General features: G+C 62.5%; 11 protein-coding genes and 2 pseudogenes. 4 read left to right on the top strand and 9 right to left on the bottom strand.

Going from position 1 to position 17,650, the window contains the following annotated elements; all coding sequences use genetic code 11:
- Nucleotides 1-17 precede the first annotated feature (17 nt).
- On the bottom strand, nucleotides 18-866 hold the full coding sequence (locus AC07OJ_RS00930; RefSeq protein ID WP_495093685.1) for a hypothetical protein: 849 nt from the start codon (nucleotides 864-866) through the stop codon (nucleotides 18-20).
- Between the two features lie 374 nt (nucleotides 867-1,240).
- Here AC07OJ_RS00930 and AC07OJ_RS00925 point away from each other — a divergent pair, with 374 nt between their 5' ends.
- The 4 genes and pseudogenes from AC07OJ_RS00925 (at nucleotide 1,241) to AC07OJ_RS00910 (ending at nucleotide 5,147) form a co-directional block, all read left to right on the top strand.
- Nucleotides 1,241-2,131 carry a bestrophin family protein gene (locus tag AC07OJ_RS00925; protein ID WP_065905778.1) on the top strand — a complete coding sequence of 297 codons (891 nt, stop codon included), beginning with the start codon at nucleotides 1,241-1,243 and terminating at the stop codon, nucleotides 2,129-2,131.
- 145 nt (nucleotides 2,132-2,276) lie between these two features.
- Nucleotides 2,277-3,359: pseudogene (locus AC07OJ_RS00920) on the top strand (HAMP domain-containing protein); the annotation flags it as partial.
- Nucleotides 3,360-3,677: 318 nt separating this feature from the next.
- A pseudogene (locus AC07OJ_RS00915) lies at nucleotides 3,678-4,220 on the top strand (methyl-accepting chemotaxis protein); the annotation flags it as partial.
- Between the two features lie 105 nt (nucleotides 4,221-4,325).
- Entirely contained in the window at nucleotides 4,326-5,147 is an 822-nt protein-coding gene (locus tag AC07OJ_RS00910; RefSeq protein ID WP_065905775.1) for a DeoR/GlpR family DNA-binding transcription regulator, read from the top strand.
- 318 nt (nucleotides 5,148-5,465) lie between these two features.
- Here the strand turns inward: AC07OJ_RS00910 and otnI are convergent, their stop codons facing one another.
- From otnI to AC07OJ_RS00870, 8 genes are all read right to left on the bottom strand, one after another.
- Nucleotides 5,466-6,248 (bottom strand): 2-oxo-tetronate isomerase, encoded by a 783-nt coding sequence (gene otnI, locus AC07OJ_RS00905; RefSeq protein WP_213554583.1) that lies wholly within the window; start codon nucleotides 6,246-6,248, stop codon nucleotides 5,466-5,468.
- A 15-nt stretch (nucleotides 6,249-6,263) separates the two neighbouring features.
- Nucleotides 6,264-7,724, bottom strand: coding sequence for a GntT/GntP/DsdX family permease (locus tag AC07OJ_RS00900; protein WP_495093684.1), 1,461 nt, complete (start codon nucleotides 7,722-7,724; stop codon nucleotides 6,264-6,266).
- Between the two features lie 96 nt (nucleotides 7,725-7,820).
- The gene (otnC, locus tag AC07OJ_RS00895) at nucleotides 7,821-8,465 is read right to left on the bottom strand and encodes a 3-oxo-tetronate 4-phosphate decarboxylase (protein WP_495093683.1); all 645 of its coding nucleotides are present in this window, start codon (nucleotides 8,463-8,465) and stop codon (nucleotides 7,821-7,823) included.
- The gene (otnK, locus tag AC07OJ_RS00890) at nucleotides 8,462-9,754 is read right to left on the bottom strand and encodes a 3-oxo-tetronate kinase (protein WP_120448175.1); all 1,293 of its coding nucleotides are present in this window, start codon (nucleotides 9,752-9,754) and stop codon (nucleotides 8,462-8,464) included. Before otnK ends, otnC begins: the two co-directional genes overlap by 4 nt.
- Nucleotides 9,755-9,764: 10 nt before the next feature.
- Nucleotides 9,765-10,739 carry an L-threonate dehydrogenase gene (gene ltnD / locus AC07OJ_RS00885; protein ID WP_495093682.1) on the bottom strand — a complete coding sequence of 325 codons (975 nt, stop codon included), beginning with the start codon at nucleotides 10,737-10,739 and terminating at the stop codon, nucleotides 9,765-9,767.
- A 68-nt stretch (nucleotides 10,740-10,807) separates the two neighbouring features.
- Nucleotides 10,808-13,912, bottom strand: a complete 3,105-nt coding sequence (locus AC07OJ_RS00880; RefSeq protein ID WP_495093681.1) for an autotransporter outer membrane beta-barrel domain-containing protein — start codon at nucleotides 13,910-13,912, stop codon at nucleotides 10,808-10,810.
- Nucleotides 13,913-14,018: 106 nt separating this feature from the next.
- The gene (locus tag AC07OJ_RS00875) at nucleotides 14,019-15,053 is read right to left on the bottom strand and encodes a fimbrial protein (protein ID WP_083221431.1); all 1,035 of its coding nucleotides are present in this window, start codon (nucleotides 15,051-15,053) and stop codon (nucleotides 14,019-14,021) included.
- A complete protein-coding gene (locus tag AC07OJ_RS00870) occupies nucleotides 15,050-17,557 on the bottom strand; it encodes a fimbria/pilus outer membrane usher protein (protein ID WP_495093680.1) in 2,508 nt (835 codons plus the stop codon). Before AC07OJ_RS00870 ends, AC07OJ_RS00875 begins: the two co-directional genes overlap by 4 nt.
- Nucleotides 17,558-17,650 lie beyond the last annotated feature (93 nt).

The following is a 17,650-nucleotide window of genomic DNA, read 5'->3' as shown; positions in this document are numbered from 1 at the left end:
CCCTGTGCATGAATTGCCTATAGGCCAGCAGCCTGGTCCGATTGCAGGCTGTGCAGGCTGATCGCGAATGAATAAGCCATAAAACGTCGGACCAACACGACAAACGGCGGCAGCACTTCAAGCTGGGTCTTGGAATGAATCTTAAAGTAGCCCCTGTCCGCCCCTTCACGAACCAAACGAATGACATGCGTCTTGGACACCGACAATTGCTCGGCCAATGAAAGATAGGAAGAAGAGCGAAAACCGGCCCCGGTCTTGTCCAGCGCACACGCGTCGTTATAGATAGCCAACATCAACAGGTGCCCGGCATCCCGATTCACCAGCCAATAACATTCAGGCAGGAGTTGATCGAGGGTCACGTTAGCCTCGAACATTCTCGCAAATCCCTTGAAATAAACCGCCAGGAACGCGCGGTCATCCAACTCGCCCAGTTGCCGAATCAGGCTGTTTTGCGGGTACAGCATGGCCAATGGCTCGACGACGCACGCGAGCATCGACCTGACCTCCCGGCATGCCTGGGACGACGGGCTGAAGACCCGCAGACGGCTGTCGTCCGGATGCCCCGCCACCTTCATGAACCCCAGCGCCCTGAACAGCAGGAATATTGATTCCAAGCCATTGCGCGAACAAAACCCGCGCGCCACGCACAGCGCCTTGACTTTGGAGAGTAACGGCACCGCCTGGGAAAAATAGGCGCTCAGTAGCGCAAAAGACACCATCAAGCGGTTGAACTTCAACGCCGTCTTGTAAAAAAACGGTCGCTTTGAATAGGGTTCGAGCAACAAGGCGTAATGCGTGCGAATGCACACCTCAAACTCGACATGACTTTCAACCACGCGCGCCGAATCATCCAGCGCCAACTTCAACGAACGACTGCACATGAGAAAGAGCCCTGATCAAACAACCTGAATTCACTGATTTCAATTGCAGACTTTCTGCAACCAGGTCTCACAACAACTCACGACAGAATAGATACCAGTAATGGCGTTTTGCCTTGGTCGCAATTTATCCTGAATGAAGTACCGGACCGCGTTCCTACCAAAATTGTTCCAACCGTTGGAGGGGGTGGACAACTCTTGTGACATTTACCCAAAAGGCGATAGCACGCTCGAAAACCGCGGCCAGGCAGGCCGAATCATCCCAAGCCGACTTAAACGTTTCAGTCCCCGCGCGAACCTTACCCCCCTGCCGGCGTCCGAGCTAAGGCACTGTCGCCTACCGTTCGCCGCGAGGTTCTCGTTTGAAAGCCGCCATCATCAAAAAGTACCGCCTGATCATCAAGACCATGGGCTACGTGGGCTGGGCCCTGTTCTGGCTGTTGCTGTGGGACGTTGCCGTCACCGTGGACTTCATGCTGTTCCTGACCACCAAGATCAACCTGCCGCTGATGCCCCTGACGTTGCTGGGTTCGGCGCTGGTGGTGCTGATCAGTTTTCGTAACAGCAGCGCCTACAACCGTTGGTGGGAAGCCCGCACGTTGTGGGGGGCGATGGTCAACAATTCGCGCAGTTTCGCCCGCCAGGTGCTGACCCTGCTGGACGACCCCGACGGCGAAGTGAACCCGGTCAAGGCCACGCTGTTGCGCCGCCATGTGGCTTACGTGAACTGCCTGGCCGCGCACCTCAAGGGCGAGCCGTGCCCTGAAGAAGTGCGCGCGTTTATCCCCTCCGAAGAGTTCGCGCGCAACGGCGCCACCAACAATTTTGCCAATGACATCCTGACCGGCTCGGCGGCGCTGCTGGCCAGGGAATACAAGACCGGGCACCTGGACAGCATCCGCCTGGCGCGGCTGGAATCGACCCTGGTGGACTTGTCTAACGCCCAGGGCGGCATGGAACGGATCGCCAACACGCCCCTGCCCTACCCCTACGTGTATTTTCCGCGCCTGTTTATCTCGCTGTTCTGCCTGATCGTGCCGGTGGGCCTGGTCGAATCCCTGGGCTGGTTCACACCGCTGGCCTCCACGGTGGTGGGCTTCATGCTGCTGGCCATCGAGCGCATCGGCACCGACCTGCAAAGCCCGTTCAACTCCAGCGAGCACCAGATCCAGATGGAAACCATCTGCGAAACCATCGAGAAAAACCTGCAGTCCATGCAGCGTGATGCGCTGGGTGGCGACCGGATCGGTTGACCGCCCACTTCGGCCTCAAGTGCGTGCCCGCGCAGTCGATATACAGGGGGTACGCATGGGCAGCACCTCCCCGATAACAACACATGCGACGCTCGACGCTACTGTTTTCCCCTTGCCAAAACTATAAATACCCGCGGGTGAAGTCATGAATATCAAGCAGAAGCTGACCTGGGCCTTTGCGGCCATCGCGTGCCTGCCGGTCATCCTGGTGGCCGTCCTGGTGGTGCTGAATGTGCGCGAGGGGGCCCTGGCCAATTTCCTCGACAGCAGCGGCCGCGAGATCCGCCAGATCGACAATGGCATGAAGCAGTTCTTCGATGGCATCAGCCAGAACGTCGATTATGTGGCCAAGGACCCGCGCGTTGTCGCGGCCAAGGACCTCAAGAACTACGCCGGCGCCGACGCCGCGCAAATCCCCCTCACCCCCACGAACAAAGACCTGCTGGATATTTTCGACCAGTTCGCCAAAAGCCATCCCAGCACCGCCTACCTGTCCCTGGGCCTGAGCGACGGCGGCTACGCCAGCTGGCCGGACGACACCAAACTGAACAACTACGACCCGCGCGTGCGCCCCTGGTACAAGGCGGCCATCGCCGCGCCGGGCAAAACCGTGCGCACCGGTGCGTATTACTGGGCGCCGGACGACGTGGTATTGATCGGCACCGTGCACACCGTGGCCGACGCCACCGGCAACATCCTCGGCGTGGTCGGCCTGGACGTGTCGCTCAAGCAGCTCACCGAACTGGTGCGCAACATCAAGCTGGGCGACAGCGGCTATCTGATGCTGGTGGAAGCCAACGGCAACGTGCTGGTGGACCCCAGCGACGCCAAGCATAACTTCAAGCCCCTCGCCGATCTCGGCGCCAACTACGCCAAACTGGCCAAGCGCGGCGACGGCGTGACCCAGATCGACATCGATGGCGTGGCCTACATGGCCAACGTGGTCAGCTCCAAGGACCTGGGCTGGCGCTTCATTGGCCTGATCAAGCGCGACGAAGTGATGGTTGGTGCGACGAGCCTCACGTGGTTGATCGCTGCGATTGCGGCAGCACTCGCCGTGGTCTTCGCGATTGTCGGCGCCAGCTTTGCCAGCGTGATCGTGCGCCCGATTCGCGGGGTCGCCAACGGCCTGCAGGAAATCGCCGAAGGTGAAGGCGACCTGACACGCCAGCTCACGGTGCAGGGCAAGGACGAAACCGCCACCCTGGCGGGCTGGTTCAACCAGTTCCTGGGCATGATCGCGCAGTTGGTGCAGCGTATCGGCAATGCCTCCTCCGACCTGCAGACCGCCGCCGCCGACACCAGCGAAGTCGCGCACAACATGAACCAGGCCGCCGGCCGTCAACGCGAAGCGGTGGAACTGGTCAGCACCGCCTTCAACGAGATGGTGGCCACCGCCAACGAAGTCGCCCGCTCCTGCAGCGCCGCCGCCACCAGCGCCGATGAAGGCTATCGCGACGTGCACGACGGCCAGCAGCATATCGGCGAAGCGACCGGCAGCGTGCTCAAGCTCAGCGAAGACCTGCAGCGCTCGACCCAGACCATGCAGCAGCTGGAGCAGGACAGCAAAAACATCAACACCATCCTCGACACCATTCGCTCGATTGCCGAACAGACCAACCTGCTGGCGCTGAACGCCGCGATTGAAGCCGCGCGCGCCGGTGACCAGGGCCGTGGTTTCGCGGTGGTTGCCGACGAAGTGCGGGCCCTGGCACGGCGCACCGCCGACTCCACCGGCGAGATCGACAGCCTGTTGGGCAACCTTGCCCGCCGCACCCAGGAAGTCACCCAGCAGATGCAAGGCAGCCTGCTGGTGTCGCACACAAGCGTAGAGCGCATCCAGCAGGCGCGCGACAGCTTCGACAAGATCCGTGGCTCTGTGGATTCGATCCGCGACCAGAACACCCAGATCGCCACCGCCGCCGAGGAACAGCACCAGGTCGCGGAGGAGATCAACCGGCACATCGCGCAGATCCACGCCGACGCGCAGTTGGTCGAAGGCTTCGCGCATTCGGCGCAGACCGGCTCGGGTCGCTTGACCGATATTTCCGGCCAGCTCAAGGGCCTGGTGGGACGCTTCAAGTTCTGACCGGCCATGCGCGGCAATCGCCTGCAGGGAGCAGGCGAACGCCGCGCGTATTCGCTACTATGTGCAGCAGTTGCCCGCCCATAGTCAGATCGATCCGGAGCCTCAATGCCCAACCCCAAGGACACTGCCCCCGACAGCAGCGCCCCGATGATTCCCGAGCAGCGGCGTGAGTTGATCCTGCGCCAGTTGCGCAAGCATCAAGTGCTCAGCGTGCATCAGTTGATGGAGATGTTCGACTGCTCGCACATGACCGTGCGCCGCGACATCGCCCTGTTGGAACAGGACGGCCGCGCGTATTCGGTGACCGGTGGGGTGCGTATTGCCAGCCAGCTGCACAGCGAGCCCAGCCATCAATCCAAGGCCGTCGTCGAATTGCCGCAGAAGCAGGCGATGGCGCGACTGGCCGCGCGGCTGCTGCACGCGGACATGACGGTGTACCTGGATGCCGGCACCAGCACGCTGGAGATCGTGCCCTACATCAAGGCGCTGTCGGGGATGACCGTGGTGACCAACGATTTCGGGATCGTGCAGGCCTTGATGGACGCGCCGCAGGTGACGGTGATCCACACCGGCGGGCAACTCGACCATGACAACCATTCTTCGGTCGGCGGCCTGGCGGTGGCCACCCTGCGCCAGGTGGTCACGGACATCGCGTTTGTGTCGACCAGCTCGTGGGACCTGCACCGCGGCATCACCACGCCCTCGGCGTTGAAGGTCGAGGTCAAGCAAGTGGCGATGCAGTCTGCGTCCCAGGTCGTGCTGGTGGCGAGCAGCTCCAAATACGGCACCTTCAGCATGTACCGCATCACCGGGCTGGAGCCGTTCGACATCATCATCAGCGACGACGCCCTCGCCCCGGCTGCCGCCGATGGCATCCGCAAGCGTGGCATCGAACTGATGCTACCCAGCGACCCGCCGCCCGCCTGACCCACCCCCTCGCCGGCAACCCAGCGCCTACCTGTTGATCTCTATTGCCAACCAAAAATCCCCACGGCCACCCCGCCCCCCCTTGTGGGAGCCGTCGAGCCCCAGCGAGGCCGCGAAGACGCCGGCATAGGCGCTAGAGATCTACCTGCCCCCCCTCGCCAGCAACCCAGCGCCCACCTGGTAATCTCTATTGCCAAACAAAAATCCCCACAGCCCCCGCCGCCTCCCTGTGGGAGCCGTCGAGCCCCAGCGAGGCCGCGAAGGCGGCGGCATAGGCGCTAGAGATCTATCTGCCCCACCCTCGCCAGCCCCCCCAGCTCAACGCACCTTCCAGTCCCGCAACCACTGCAGCCCCGCCGACGTATCGCCCCGCGGCCGGTACTCGCAGCCGACCCAACCGTCATACCCCAGTTGATCCATCAGCTCGAACAGATACGCGTAGTTCACCTCACCCAGGTCCGGCTCATGGCGGTCCGGCACGCCGGCAATCTGGATGTGGCCGATGCCGTCGAAGTCGCGGCGCAACTTGGTGGCCAGGTCACCCTCGACAATCTGGCAGTGATAGCAGTCGAACTGCACCTTGAGGTTGCTCGCGCCAACTTCACGGCAGATGGCGTGCGCCTGGTCCTGGCGATTGAGGAAAAACCCCGGCATGTCGCGGGTGTTGATCGGCTCCAGCAGCACCGTGACGCCGACCTTGGCCGCCGCCGCGCTGGCGTAGGCCAGGTTCTCCAGGTACACGGCGTGATGACGCTCGCGCAAGGACTCCGACGGCAACAGCCCGGCCATCACATGCACACGGGAATTGCCCAGCACCGCGGCATAGTCCAGCGCCCGGTCGAAGCCGCTGCGAAACTCGGCCTCACGCCCCGGCAGCGTGGCGATACCGCGTTCCCCGGCGGCCCAGTCGCCTGGCGGCGCGTTGAACAGCGCCTGCTCCAGGCCGTTGTCGCTCAGGCGCTGCCTGAGTGCCTCGGCGCTGTAGTCGTAGGGAAACAGATATTCCACCGCGTCAAAACCATCGGCCTTCGCCGCAGCGAAGCGCTCGAGGAAATCATGTTGCGGGTACAGCATGCTCAGGTTGGCAGCAAAACGAGGCATAAAAGCTCCCAGGATTCAGACAAAAGGCCAGATCAGCAGGGTTATCAGGAAACCCAAGGTACCGAGCAACGTGGTGATCACCGTCCACGTGCGCAAACCGTCCGCGACATTGAGCCCGGCAAGCTTGGTGAAGATCCAGTAGCCGGCGTCGTTGATATGCGACATCGCCAGCCCGCCACCGCCCATGGCCAGGCACAGCAGCGCCATGTGGTTGGGGGTGAGGTTGAGCGTCACGATCAGCGGGCTGATGATCCCCGCCGTGGTCACCAGGGCCACGGTGGTCGAACCCTGCACCGCGCGCAGCAACATGGTCAACAAGAAGCCCAGCGCCAGCACCGGCAGGCCGGTGGTGCGCAGCATGTCGGAGACTACCGCGCCGATGCCGGTGTCCACCAGCACCTTGCCGAACACGCCGCCGGCACCGGCGATCAGGATCACCATGGCCACACCGGGCAAGGCCGAGCCGATAACGTCGGACACCTGGCTGCGGCTCCAGCCCCGGCGCGAACCGAGCAGCCAGGCGCACAGCAACGTATCGATCAACAGCGCCACCAGCGGCGCGCCGAGTACGGTCATGACCCCACGCAGGGTCGACTCGATCGGCAGCAACGAGGTCGCCAGGGTACCCAGCAGAATCAGCACGATCGGCAGCAAAATCAGGCCGACAATCAAGCCGAAACCCGGTGCAGGCGCCGCCGGCAGCTTGGCGGCGATGGCGCTGGTGGATTCCTCCAGGCCCATGTGCGACTCGGCCACGGCACTCTGTTGCACCGCCTGTGGGTTGCCGTTGGTCCAGGCGCGCAAGTCTTCATTGGTCACGTGCGGGCCGTACACTTCGGCGCGGATATCGTCGGTCATCGGGTAGAAACGGCGGGTCATGCGCCCCGCCACGCGGTAGCCGATGTAGCTCAGCAATGCGGTGATCGGCAGGCCGAACATCAGCACGCGGCCCAGGTCGGCACCCAGTTGGCTGGCGGCAGCCACGGCACCGGGATGGGGCGGCAGGAAGGCATGCACGGTCAGCAGCGCCGCACACATCGGCAGGGCGAACACCAGCAGCGGCTTGCGCGCGCGGCGGGCCACGCCATAGGCCAGCGGCATCAGGATAATCACCCCGACCTCGAAGAACACCGGCACCCCAATAATGAACCCGGCGATGGTCAAGGCCAGCGGCGTGCGGCTATTGCCGAAACGCTCGATCAGAGACTTCGCCAGGGCCTCGGCACCGCCGGACAGCTCGATGATCCGCCCGATCATCGCGCCCAGGGCAATGATGATCGCGATATGCCCCAGGGTCTTGCCCATGCCGCCTTCGATGGTCGCGACCAGGTCAGCCGGCTTCACCCCGGCCACCAGCGCGACCACGATACTGACCAGCATCAGCGCCACAAACGGCTGGAATTTGTATTTGAGTACCAAAAACAGCAGCAGCGCGATGCCCGCGCCGGCGGTTAACATCAGAATCAATGGGCTCATGCGGGTAAGTCCTGTTGTTATTGTTTTTTTAAGCAAGCCGGGTCCGTCGAGCGTCAAACCAGGCGCTCGGGCAGCACTTGCGGTGTGTCTTGCGGGTTACCAGTGCGCGCCGAACGTCTCGCGCAATTCATCCAGTGCCGCCTGATCCAGCGGCGCCGGCCGAGGGTTGCTCATCAACCACAGCCGTGCGGTTTCTTCCAACTCTTCCAGCGCGTAGCTGGCCTTGGCCACCGAGCTTTCCCAGACCACCGGACCGAGGCGTTCAAGCATCACCCCGCGCACGTGGTTGGCCAGTTGCGCGACTTGCTCGGCGACCTTGGGCGAACCCGGGCGCTGGTAGCCGATCAGTGGAATGTGCCCGACTTTCATCACCTGATAAGGCGTGAGCGGCGGCAAGATATCGTCCGCGCGCCACACCCCGGCCAGGGTCAACGCCACCAGGTGGGTGGAGTGGGTATGCACCACGCCGCCGACACTCGGGTTGCGGTCGTAGACCTGGCGATGCAGGGCCAGGGTCTTGGACGGCTTGTCCCCGGACACCCACTCGCCCTTCAGGTTGACCTTGGCAATGGCGCCAGGCGCCAGGCGACCGAGGCACACATCCGTCGGCGTGATCAGCCAGCCATCGTCGAGGCGCGCGCTGATATTGCCGGCACTGCCCACGGTGTAGCCGCGCTGGTACAGGCTATGGCCGACGTCGCAGATTTCTTCGCGCAGGGCCTGCTCGTCGGTGCCGCTCATTGCGCACCTCCGGCCAATTGCGCGAGGGCTTTGGTGAAGAAGTCGCGGCCACCGAAGTTGCCGGATTTAAGCGCGAGTGCCAGCGGCTCGGCAGAACTGCTGACGGTGGCCGGCACGCCCGGATCAATCTGCGCGCCGATCTGCAGCAGGTTGACCCCGAGCGCCTTGACCACCGCGCCGGAGGTTTCGCCGCCGGCAATCACAAAGCGTCGCACGCCTTGCTCGCGCAAGCCCGCCGCAATCGCCCCCAAGGCATTCTCCACCAGCGCGCCGGCGCGTTCGACGCCGAGCTGCTGTTGCACCGCCTTGACCTCGTCCGGGGTGCTGGTGGCGTAGATCAATACGGTGTGTGCACTGCCCTGGGCAAACGCCAGCGCCTGGGCCACCACCGGCTCACCGGCGGCCAGGGCCAGCGGGTCGATGCGCAGCGCCGGGCGCCCCGCTTCGCACCAGGCGGCGACCTGGCCGAGGGTCGCCACCGATGCACTGCCAGCCAGCACAACCTCGCCGCCGCTGATGCTTGGCAACGCCGCCGCGTCGAAATCACGCAGTTTGCCGGCGCGACGGAAATTGCCCGGCAAGCCCAATGCCAGGCCCGAGCCGCCGGTGAGCAATGGCAAGTCGGCGCAGGCACTGCCGAGGGTGTAGAGATCCTGGTCCGACAGCGCGTCGGCGATGGCAATGCCCACGCCTTGCGCGCGCAGTTCGGCAATCTTGTTGCGCGTGGCCTCGACGCCGGCAGCGATGCTGTCATAACGCAGCAGCCCGACCGGCAGTTGGGTCTGGCTTTGCAGCACGCGCACCAGATTCGCGTCGCCCATCGGCGTCAGCGGGTGATGCTGCATGCCCGACTCGTTGAGCAGTTGGTCCTGCACAAACAGATGCCCGCGAAAAATCGTGCGGCCGTTTTCCGGGAACGCCGGGCAGGCCAAGGTGAAATCACTGCCCAGCGCCTTGAGCAAAGCTTCGCTGACCTGGCCGATATTGCCGGCGGCGGTGGAGTCGAAGGTAGAGCAGTACTTGAAGAAAATCTGCTCGCAGCCCTGCTCGCGCAGCCAGGCCAGTGCGGCCAGGGACTCCTCGACCGCCTCGGCGACCGGTGTCGTGCGCGACTTGAGCGCGATCACAATCGCGTCCGCATCCAGCCCGGCCGCGACTTCACGGCTGGGGATGCCGATGCTTTGCACCGTACGCATGCCGCCACGCACGAGCATGTTGGCGAGGTCGGTGGCACCGGTGAAATCGTCAGCGATGCAGCCCAGCAAGGGGCGTGCCGTTGGGTTAGTCATGCGGCGTTCCTCACACAGGCTCAGGCTTGGCAGTCGGCAGGTCGATGCCGGGGAAAATCTTGATCACCGCCGAGTCGTCCTCACGGCCAAAACCGGCACTGGAGGCCTGCATGAACATCTGGTGCGCGGTCGCCGAGAGCGGCAGCGGGAATTTGCTGGCGCGGGCAGTATCCAGCACCAGGCCGAGGTCCTTGACGAAAATATCCACCGCCGACAGCGGCGTGTAATCGGCCTTGAGAATGTGCGGCACGCGGTTTTCGAACATCCAGGAATTGCCGGCGCTGTGGGTGATCACCTCGTACAAGGCGTCCGCATCCACCCCTTCGCGCAGGCCCAGGGCCATGGCTTCGGCAGAGGCGGCAATGTGCACCCCGGCGAGCAACTGGTTGATGATTTTCACCTTGGAGCCCAGGCCATGCACATCGCCCAAGCGGTAGACCTTGCCCGCCATGCCAGCCAGCACGGCTTCGGCCTTGGCGTAGGCCGCTTGCGGGCCGGAGGTCATCATGGTCATTTCGCCGGCCGCCGCCTTGGCCGCGCCACCGGAGATCGGCGCATCCAGGTACAGCAGGCCCTGGTCCGCCAGACGCTGGCCAAGCTCGACGGCGTAGGTCGGGGCCACAGTGGCGCAGCCGATCACCAGGCTCGCCGGGCGCAACGCCGCCACCGCGCCGCCTTCACCGAACAGGACGGTTTCGGTCTGCTCGGCGTTGACCACCACGGTGATGATCACATCACAGGCATCCGCCATCAGCGCCGGCGACGCGCACGCCACTCCGCCTTCGCTGGCGAACTGCTGGGTCACCGCGTCGCGCACATCACAGGCATGCACATCAAAGCCTGCGCGCAACAGCGAACGGGCAATGCCCAGCCCCATCGCGCCCAGACCGATCACACCGACATTCTTATTATTCATGGGGTACTCCAGGGGTAAACGGCGGCTCGCGCTACACCGGCGAGCCGCATTGGAATTGCAGTCGATCATCCACCAATGAACGGATTATGTGAAGTTATTTTTCGATTTAACATTTGTTAACATTGGTCGCCGCCGATTTACCACGCCAGCCGGTAACCAATGTTCAAAGCCCACGGGCGCTTTTGGGTAGAACTGTCACTGGTCTCGACATCGGCATATAGATGCTGGCTCCTGCCCATGGCCGCAGTAATACCTGCCCCGGCATACCAGCCACCGCCATTGCCGTCGGGGTGGCTGCTGACGTCGTTGGTCTTGACCTGGTTGCGCGCTGACAGGTCCTGGATCCAGCCAGCCTTGAGGTACGGCTGGATCGCAAAATCACCCTCCAACCGCATCTGGCGCCCAACCAGCGCGCCGCCGCGCAACTGGGTTGAAATGCCATCGTCGGCGTCGACGCGCATGTCGTTGCTCAACCGGTAACGATCACCGCCACCGTACAACGCCGACAACTGCGCTTGGGGCTCAACAAACCAGCCATGGGAGAAATCCAGGCGCTTGCCGGTTTCCACCGAGAGGCCAGCGCCGTTGCTGTGGGTTTTACCGCTGACGCGTTTGCCGTCGGTAGCGTCCACGTCGAACCGAGTGGACCAGCGATTGAGTGTCAGCAGGCTGTCGGTGTACCAACCCGAATCGTCCAGGTAAGTGGCGTAGGCACCGATGTAGTAACTTTCGAGCTTACCGCTGCCCTCGCCATTGAAGCTGCGATTGGCGTGACTGTAACCGGCAAGGCCGCCGAGGATCAGCGAACCGTTGCTGCGCGCCATCCGGCCATCCACACCCACCTGGACGCCGTTGAGGTTCTGCGTGAAGTGCCGCCCTGCGCCGTTATCCAGTTGCTGCTCCTGACCATAGCTGCGCATCCACACCCCTTCGTCGTGGCCATCGCCGCGCACATCGCCCAGGCGCTGGATCAGGCTGCCGCGCTCAGCATCCCAGGTGTCACGCAGGGTCGCCAACGCGCTGCTGTTGATCGCCGCGCTGGCGGCAGTGGACAGTTGCTCGGTGATGTTGACCAGGCTCCACTGCGATTGGCCGCTCGCACTGTCGTCACGTTGCAAGGTGTAGCGGTAGGTGCCTACATCCACCTCCTGGCCACGGTTGGCCAGCGTGAAGTCGCCGACGCCCCCCTGGCTGTCGATCAACAGCAATTTCTGCCCGCCGCCCGACGGCTCGGTGCCGCTGTTGCGCACCAGCAACTGGTTATTACCGGTCACCTGGCCGCCCACCTCAAGCCGGTCGCCGCGCAGCGCGCCCAGATCAGTATTCATGATGTACTGCCCGTCGCCCTGAAGGTCGCCGACGACTTTCAGGCGCATGAAATCGCTCGCTGCCGGCGTGGCGAATTCCACGCTGCCCTTATTTGTCAGTTGGCCGACACTGGAGTCGCCCCGCATCAGCCAGGTGCTGCTGTCGTCCAGACTGAGGCTGGAATGGCCAGGGGTATCGTTCACCGCACCTTCGAGGCGTGACTGATTGTTCAGGCTCAACTGCAGCGCGCCACCCTCGACCAGGACATCGCCATCGATGAACGAGTGATCGCTGTCCAGCCGGACGAGGTCGGCGGCCAGCCCATTGGCACCGTCGGTAATCCATACTGCCGTCGCGGGCTGATCGGCGCTGCGCCCCACCAGGCTGCTGTGGGTCAGATGACTGAGCAAGCTGCCGCCGGAGACGCGCAAGGCACTGCTGTCGTGGGCCAGTACCGTACTGTCAGTGAGATCGAGTTGGTTGGTGATACCCGCGATGGTTGCCTGGCTCACCAGCCCGTAGGCTTTCTCTCCAGCGGTCTCGATGTGGGTGTCGGTCAGGTCTGCCGTGGCATTGTTGCTGACCGACAGGCCATACGCCGAGTTACCTTCGGTGACCACATTCGTGCGAGTCGTCTGCAAGCTGGCATCATCGCCTGAAACCAGTAGGCCATGACTGAGATCACCGTGGGTCAACAGCTGGCTGTCGGACAACACCATCCGTGTCCCGCCCAGCCGGGCTAAGGCGCCGACCGACCCGACGCCAAAGGTCTCGATCACCACGTTCATCACATCGAACGTCGCCCCGGGCGCCCCCGACTGGCCACCGATCACGTCGGTTGATGCATAGAGCCCGTGGGACGAGTCACCGTGGGTGACCACGCGGCCGCCGTCCATCTGGAAAATACCGGCGCGATTGTCCACCGCGGCCGCCTGTGTGCCCCATGTTTCCAGCTGACTGTCGTGCACGTCGGCGTGACTGTCGCTGCCGGGCATCCAGATCGCCGAACCATTATCCCCTTTGGCGCTGATCTGGGACTCGTACAGTTCCAGGGACGCACCTTTGGCATCAAGGTTGATGCCGTTGCCGGTTTGAGAGAGGACCTGGGAATTGCGTACTACCGCCGTCCCCCCACCGTTGGGAGAACTCGGCCGGATCAGGATGCCGTCAGTCTTGGCCTGGATGCTGCCATTGCTGAACTCCAGACGTCCTTCTTGCATCTCCACGCCCTGGGCGCCGTCGGATTGTGCGGTCACGCCGTCGGCGGTGACCACGCTGTCCGTACCGGTGATGGCGATCGCGGCAGTCTGGCCATGGGCGGTGGCGCTGACGTTGTTCAACTTGATGCGCGCCCCCTGTTGCGCCCGCACTGCGTAGGCCGCATTGCCGGCGGTCGATACGCTCGTGCCACTGGCGCTGATGGTCGAACCGGCGCCCATGGCAGAGAGCCCGTCGGCCATAAGCCCTGTAGTGGTGACCGTGCCGCCGATGATCTGCGCGCTGGAGCCCTGATTGACCATGACCCCACGGCCACGGGCGCCGTCGGTGGTGATGTCGGTCTGCCCCAGTTGCACATGCGAGCCTACACCGCTGGCGCTGGCACCGTCGCCGAAATAGCCGCTGGCCTTGATGGTTGAGCCCTGCAGTGTGCCCCGCCCACCGCCCTGCGCTTGCAGCCCCGTCACGGCATCGTTAGGCCCGCCGGCGGTCGCGTGGATATCCATGGTCGTGCCGATGAATTCATTTTGCCCCCCCACAACGCGAACGGCCGCACCTTTGCCGGTGAACGAAACCTGGTCATTATCCAGTACCAGCAGGTCACCCGCCTCGGACGATACGTCAACAGGCCCGATAGTGGCCGCCTGCACCGGCGCCAGTGCAACGAAGAGGGCATAACTGATTGCAAAACTGAGGGGTTTCTTCGCAGAGTTCATTAATCCAATCCTTGACGTTAGTTGTCATCCAACAAAAGCGCTCGGCAACAGAATGCCCGCCATGCCCCCAGTCAGAGAGGGCGTAGCAAACCCTTTAAAGCGCCTTTTATTGATACTTCACAGTGACCGTTGCGGTACCTTTTACAAGCCCGGGTGTGACGCAATTAGTGCCGCCAGAACTTTGGTAATAACGCACTAAATAGGGCAAGTTGAAACTTGTCGAATTGTTAAACACCGTGCCCACGACTTGAGTCGCCCCGAGTATCGCGGGCAGCCCGCTGGAGGCATCGAGTACTTGCAGCGCCACGCAAGAGGCATTGTTCACGCCGGCCTGCGGTTTGATCAGGCCCAGGCTGCCGTCGGGCATGAACTTGTCTGCGTCCAGGGTCAGGGTGACTGCGCCGTTGGCTCCGGAACAGGTAAACGGCACGTTGAAAGGTGTGTCGCCCGTGGTGGAGCCCTGCCCGGTGAAGCGGCCGAATGGCGCCGGAGCCAGATCCACACTCAGGTCGCCGATCGAGCAGGTACCCGTTTCCGGCACGATTTCACTGCCGCCACCGGTGATGCGCGTGGTCAGGAACACACCACTGTTGAACGGGTAAACACTCTGCGCCGTGTTGTTGGTGTAGGTACCACCCGCCAATGCACCGGAACCGACGGTGTCGCTCAGCTTGATCAATTCAACGACAACTGTTCCGCCGACATTGAAGACCAAGGTGTTTTGCGCCGCCGAGCCACTGACACCGGGCATCCCAAGTTTCCAGGTGGTCTGTTCTCCAGCATAAAACGGTGAAGCCGATTGTGCGGGTATCCAACTGGTACGCATGCCGACACCGGCAATGTTAGTTGTGTAGACGTTAGTGATAGTAGTGGCAGTGCCTTGTACGACTCGCCATTGCGTTGTATCACCCGGCTTGCAAGAAACAATGGCGAAAAAACTGCCAACAATAGGAAACTCCTTACTGTAAAACACGTCACCCACGGCAACCCCCGAAGGTACCGATATGCGGCCCATGGTTATATCGACTACCGCGCCTTCCTGATAGTTGGGCATCATCCCGCACACCGCATAAGCCGACGTTGAAACCATTAGCCAGGCACACACCTGAAACACTGCATAAATAAGTCTGGTCATTTTCATCGACTGCTCAGACGGGTACCTTCGCGCAGCAGGCACGGCGCTTGCGTTTGTAGCAGCCCCTTGGTGCCGCTCGCCGTTTTCTCGCCGAATCGATATGCAACCTGACAGGTTGATTCGTCCGGCAGGTTCACGCTCAGTGCGCCGTTGTTTTCAACGCCCTGGACAAACAGGTTGTTGCCCTGGCCGACCACACCGACCACATTGCCACGCTCGTCGCGTACATCCGCGCCGAACGGCAACTTGAGGTTGCTGCCATTGGTGATATGGATCACCGCCGACCGCCCGACCCGGGTCTGGAAATCGACGCGGACAATTGCGCCGGCAAAGGGTGCGACCTGTTGCGTGGTGTTCTGGAACGTGACATCCATCGAGCTGCCCTTGGGGTCCAGGTTGATATTGTTCATGCGATAGGGCGATAAATACGGCATCACGCCATAGCCGTTTTTATCGATGACCAGGCCGGACAATCCACCAATGCTCGCGCCCTCGCCGCCCGGTGCGGAGACCAGTGCAACGGTGTCGCCGGTATTCGGCGATAGCGTCACCCCGCCGCTGTGCACCACCAGGCTGCCATCGCTGCCCAGCGAGGTGGATTTGTAGTCCCCACCCTGTTCGTACGACGCGCGAACGGTGCTGCGGTCGCCGCGGTATTGAGCATTGACGCTGCCCGAGCTTGAGGTGTTGGTGTCCGCCGCGTGGGCGACCCCGTAGCTCAGGCGCCCCTCGTCATCGGCCACCCCGCTCAAGTAGTTGCGCAGCGTGCTGCCTTGCCCGCGCCCGCCGGTGTACTGCGTGCTCAGCGTCGGTGACTTGGCGCCGCTGCCCAATGGAATATTCAGGCTCAGGAAGTACTGGGTCTGGGCGCCGACGAACTCATCGTTATTGCGACTGGCGGAAAGGCTGTAGCTGACATCTCCGACGCTGCCGTTGAAGCCCACTTCAAACTGCCGGCTCGAGGATCCCGAGCCCCCCCAGGTCTTGCTGGTGCTACCGGTCAGGAACAACGAGCCATAAGTGCTTACCGGCTGATCGATGCTGATATCGAAGCGGTCACGCTCATTGCCATACCACAGCCATTCATCCTGATAGCCCGGGGTCTTGACCCGCTCACGCGCATCGACCGCCTGGGAAAGCGTCATGTATTTGGACGACGAGTAGCGGTAGGCAGCGAGGGTAAAGTTAGTGCGGGTTTCGCTCAGCAACTTGCTGTACGCCACCTTGACGCTGTGCCCCGAAGCCGAACCGCTACGAGCGCCCAGTTGGGTGGTCTCCTGGGTCAGGTCGACCGAAAACGCCCCCAGCGAGGTGTTCAGTCCGACACCCGCGAGCCCCGCGTGAAAGCCTTCGCTGACCTGGAACCCGCCGTAGCCGGTCAGGCTGTTGTTCAGACCATAGAACAACGTGCCCTGGAACAGATGGGCATCGCTGGCCAGGTTCTGGTTATACAGCCGGCCAGCCACCAGGTCGTATTTGGCGCGCCCCGGACGCATCAGGTTGGTGATCGACGAATAAGGCACATCGAAGCGCCGCTCACTTCCGTCGGCCTCGGTAACCACGACATTCAGGTTGCCGCCATAGCCTGTGGGGTACAGATCGTCGATCACGAAGTTGCCGGGCGTGACCGTGGTCTGATAGAGCTTTATATCGTTCTGCCACACCTCCACTCGCGCATTGCTACGCGCGAAACTGCGGATCACCGGCGCGAAACCGATCTGTGAATCGGGAAACATGCGCTCGTCCGAGGCCAGGCTGACACCGCGCACAGCGATGCTGTCGAACCCCACGCCTTTGGTATTGATCTCGCCCAGGGTCACCTGGCTCTTGAGCTGCGCCACTGGCCGCTGAAGGTAGGTGGACATGCGGGTCCATTCGGCTTTGCCCCCCTGGGTCCAGTTCACATTTGCGTTATGTCGGAACTGCCAAAGGCCAAAATTGAACCCGCCACGCAAGCCCAGGTAGGCAGAGTCGGTGCTGCCGTAGTGGTCGTTCTGTGTGCTGAAATAGTTCAGATTGTAATCAAGTTTCGCCGCGGTAATGCCCGCGTCCCAGTACTCGGGCTCTACATAACCACGCGGGGTACGCCGCAAGTTGGCCTGGGGGATTTGCAGGTAGAGCTTCTGCTCACCGATGTCGGCATAGGAGACCGTGTTGGGCAGCACCGCCTTGAGCTTGCGACAACCGTTGAACGGCACCAATGGCTGTGTATCGATGCCCAGCCGTTTCAGCGCTGCGAGCGTGAAACAGGCTTGCGCGATATTGCTGTTGGCCTCATCTGCAAACTCGACCTTGGCGCGCGTCACCTGCTTGCCATTGATGTAAACGTCCAAATCGTAATTTCCTGGCAATACCGGGTTGCCCTTCTGGTAACGCGACATATCCGTACGCTTGGCATTGCCCACCAGAAACGAACTGGTGAACTCGGCATCCTGGAAGTCCACCTGTGCAGCGGCCGCCGGCAGCACCGGCTCATCCGCCATCACGTTGTCATCTGCCGTGCTGAACACGAGGCACGCGACCGCCCAGAAACGAACGATTGAGCATGACGGTGCCGCCAGAAACACTTTTCTGCGTAATATCGATCGATCAAAACGGTTCAT

Source organism: Pseudomonas sp. GW821-FHT09C08 (assembly GCF_059418125.1).
Note: the sequence above shows the minus strand (reverse complement) of the source record. Positions and strands in the feature narration are given on the sequence as shown.

Coding starts and splice junctions, on each gene's coding strand:
- AC07OJ_RS00910 (WP_065905775.1), top strand. CDS start 4,326: ATGCCCAACCCCAAGGACACTGCCCCCGACAGCAGCGCCCCGATGATT.
- otnI (WP_213554583.1), bottom strand. CDS start 6,248: ATGCCTCGTTTTGCTGCCAACCTGAGCATGCTGTACCCGCAACATGAT.
- AC07OJ_RS00900 (WP_495093684.1), bottom strand. CDS start 7,724: ATGAGCCCATTGATTCTGATGTTAACCGCCGGCGCGGGCATCGCGCTG.
- otnC (WP_495093683.1), bottom strand. CDS start 8,465: ATGAGCGGCACCGACGAGCAGGCCCTGCGCGAAGAAATCTGCGACGTC.
- otnK (WP_120448175.1), bottom strand. CDS start 9,754: ATGACTAACCCAACGGCACGCCCCTTGCTGGGCTGCATCGCTGACGAT.
- ltnD (WP_495093682.1), bottom strand. CDS start 10,739: ATGATCGACTGCAATTCCAATGCGGCTCGCCGGTGTAGCGCGAGCCGC.
- AC07OJ_RS00880 (WP_495093681.1), bottom strand. CDS start 13,912: ATGAACTCTGCGAAGAAACCCCTCAGTTTTGCAATCAGTTATGCCCTC.
- AC07OJ_RS00875 (WP_083221431.1), bottom strand. CDS start 15,053: ATGAAAATGACCAGACTTATTTATGCAGTGTTTCAGGTGTGTGCCTGG.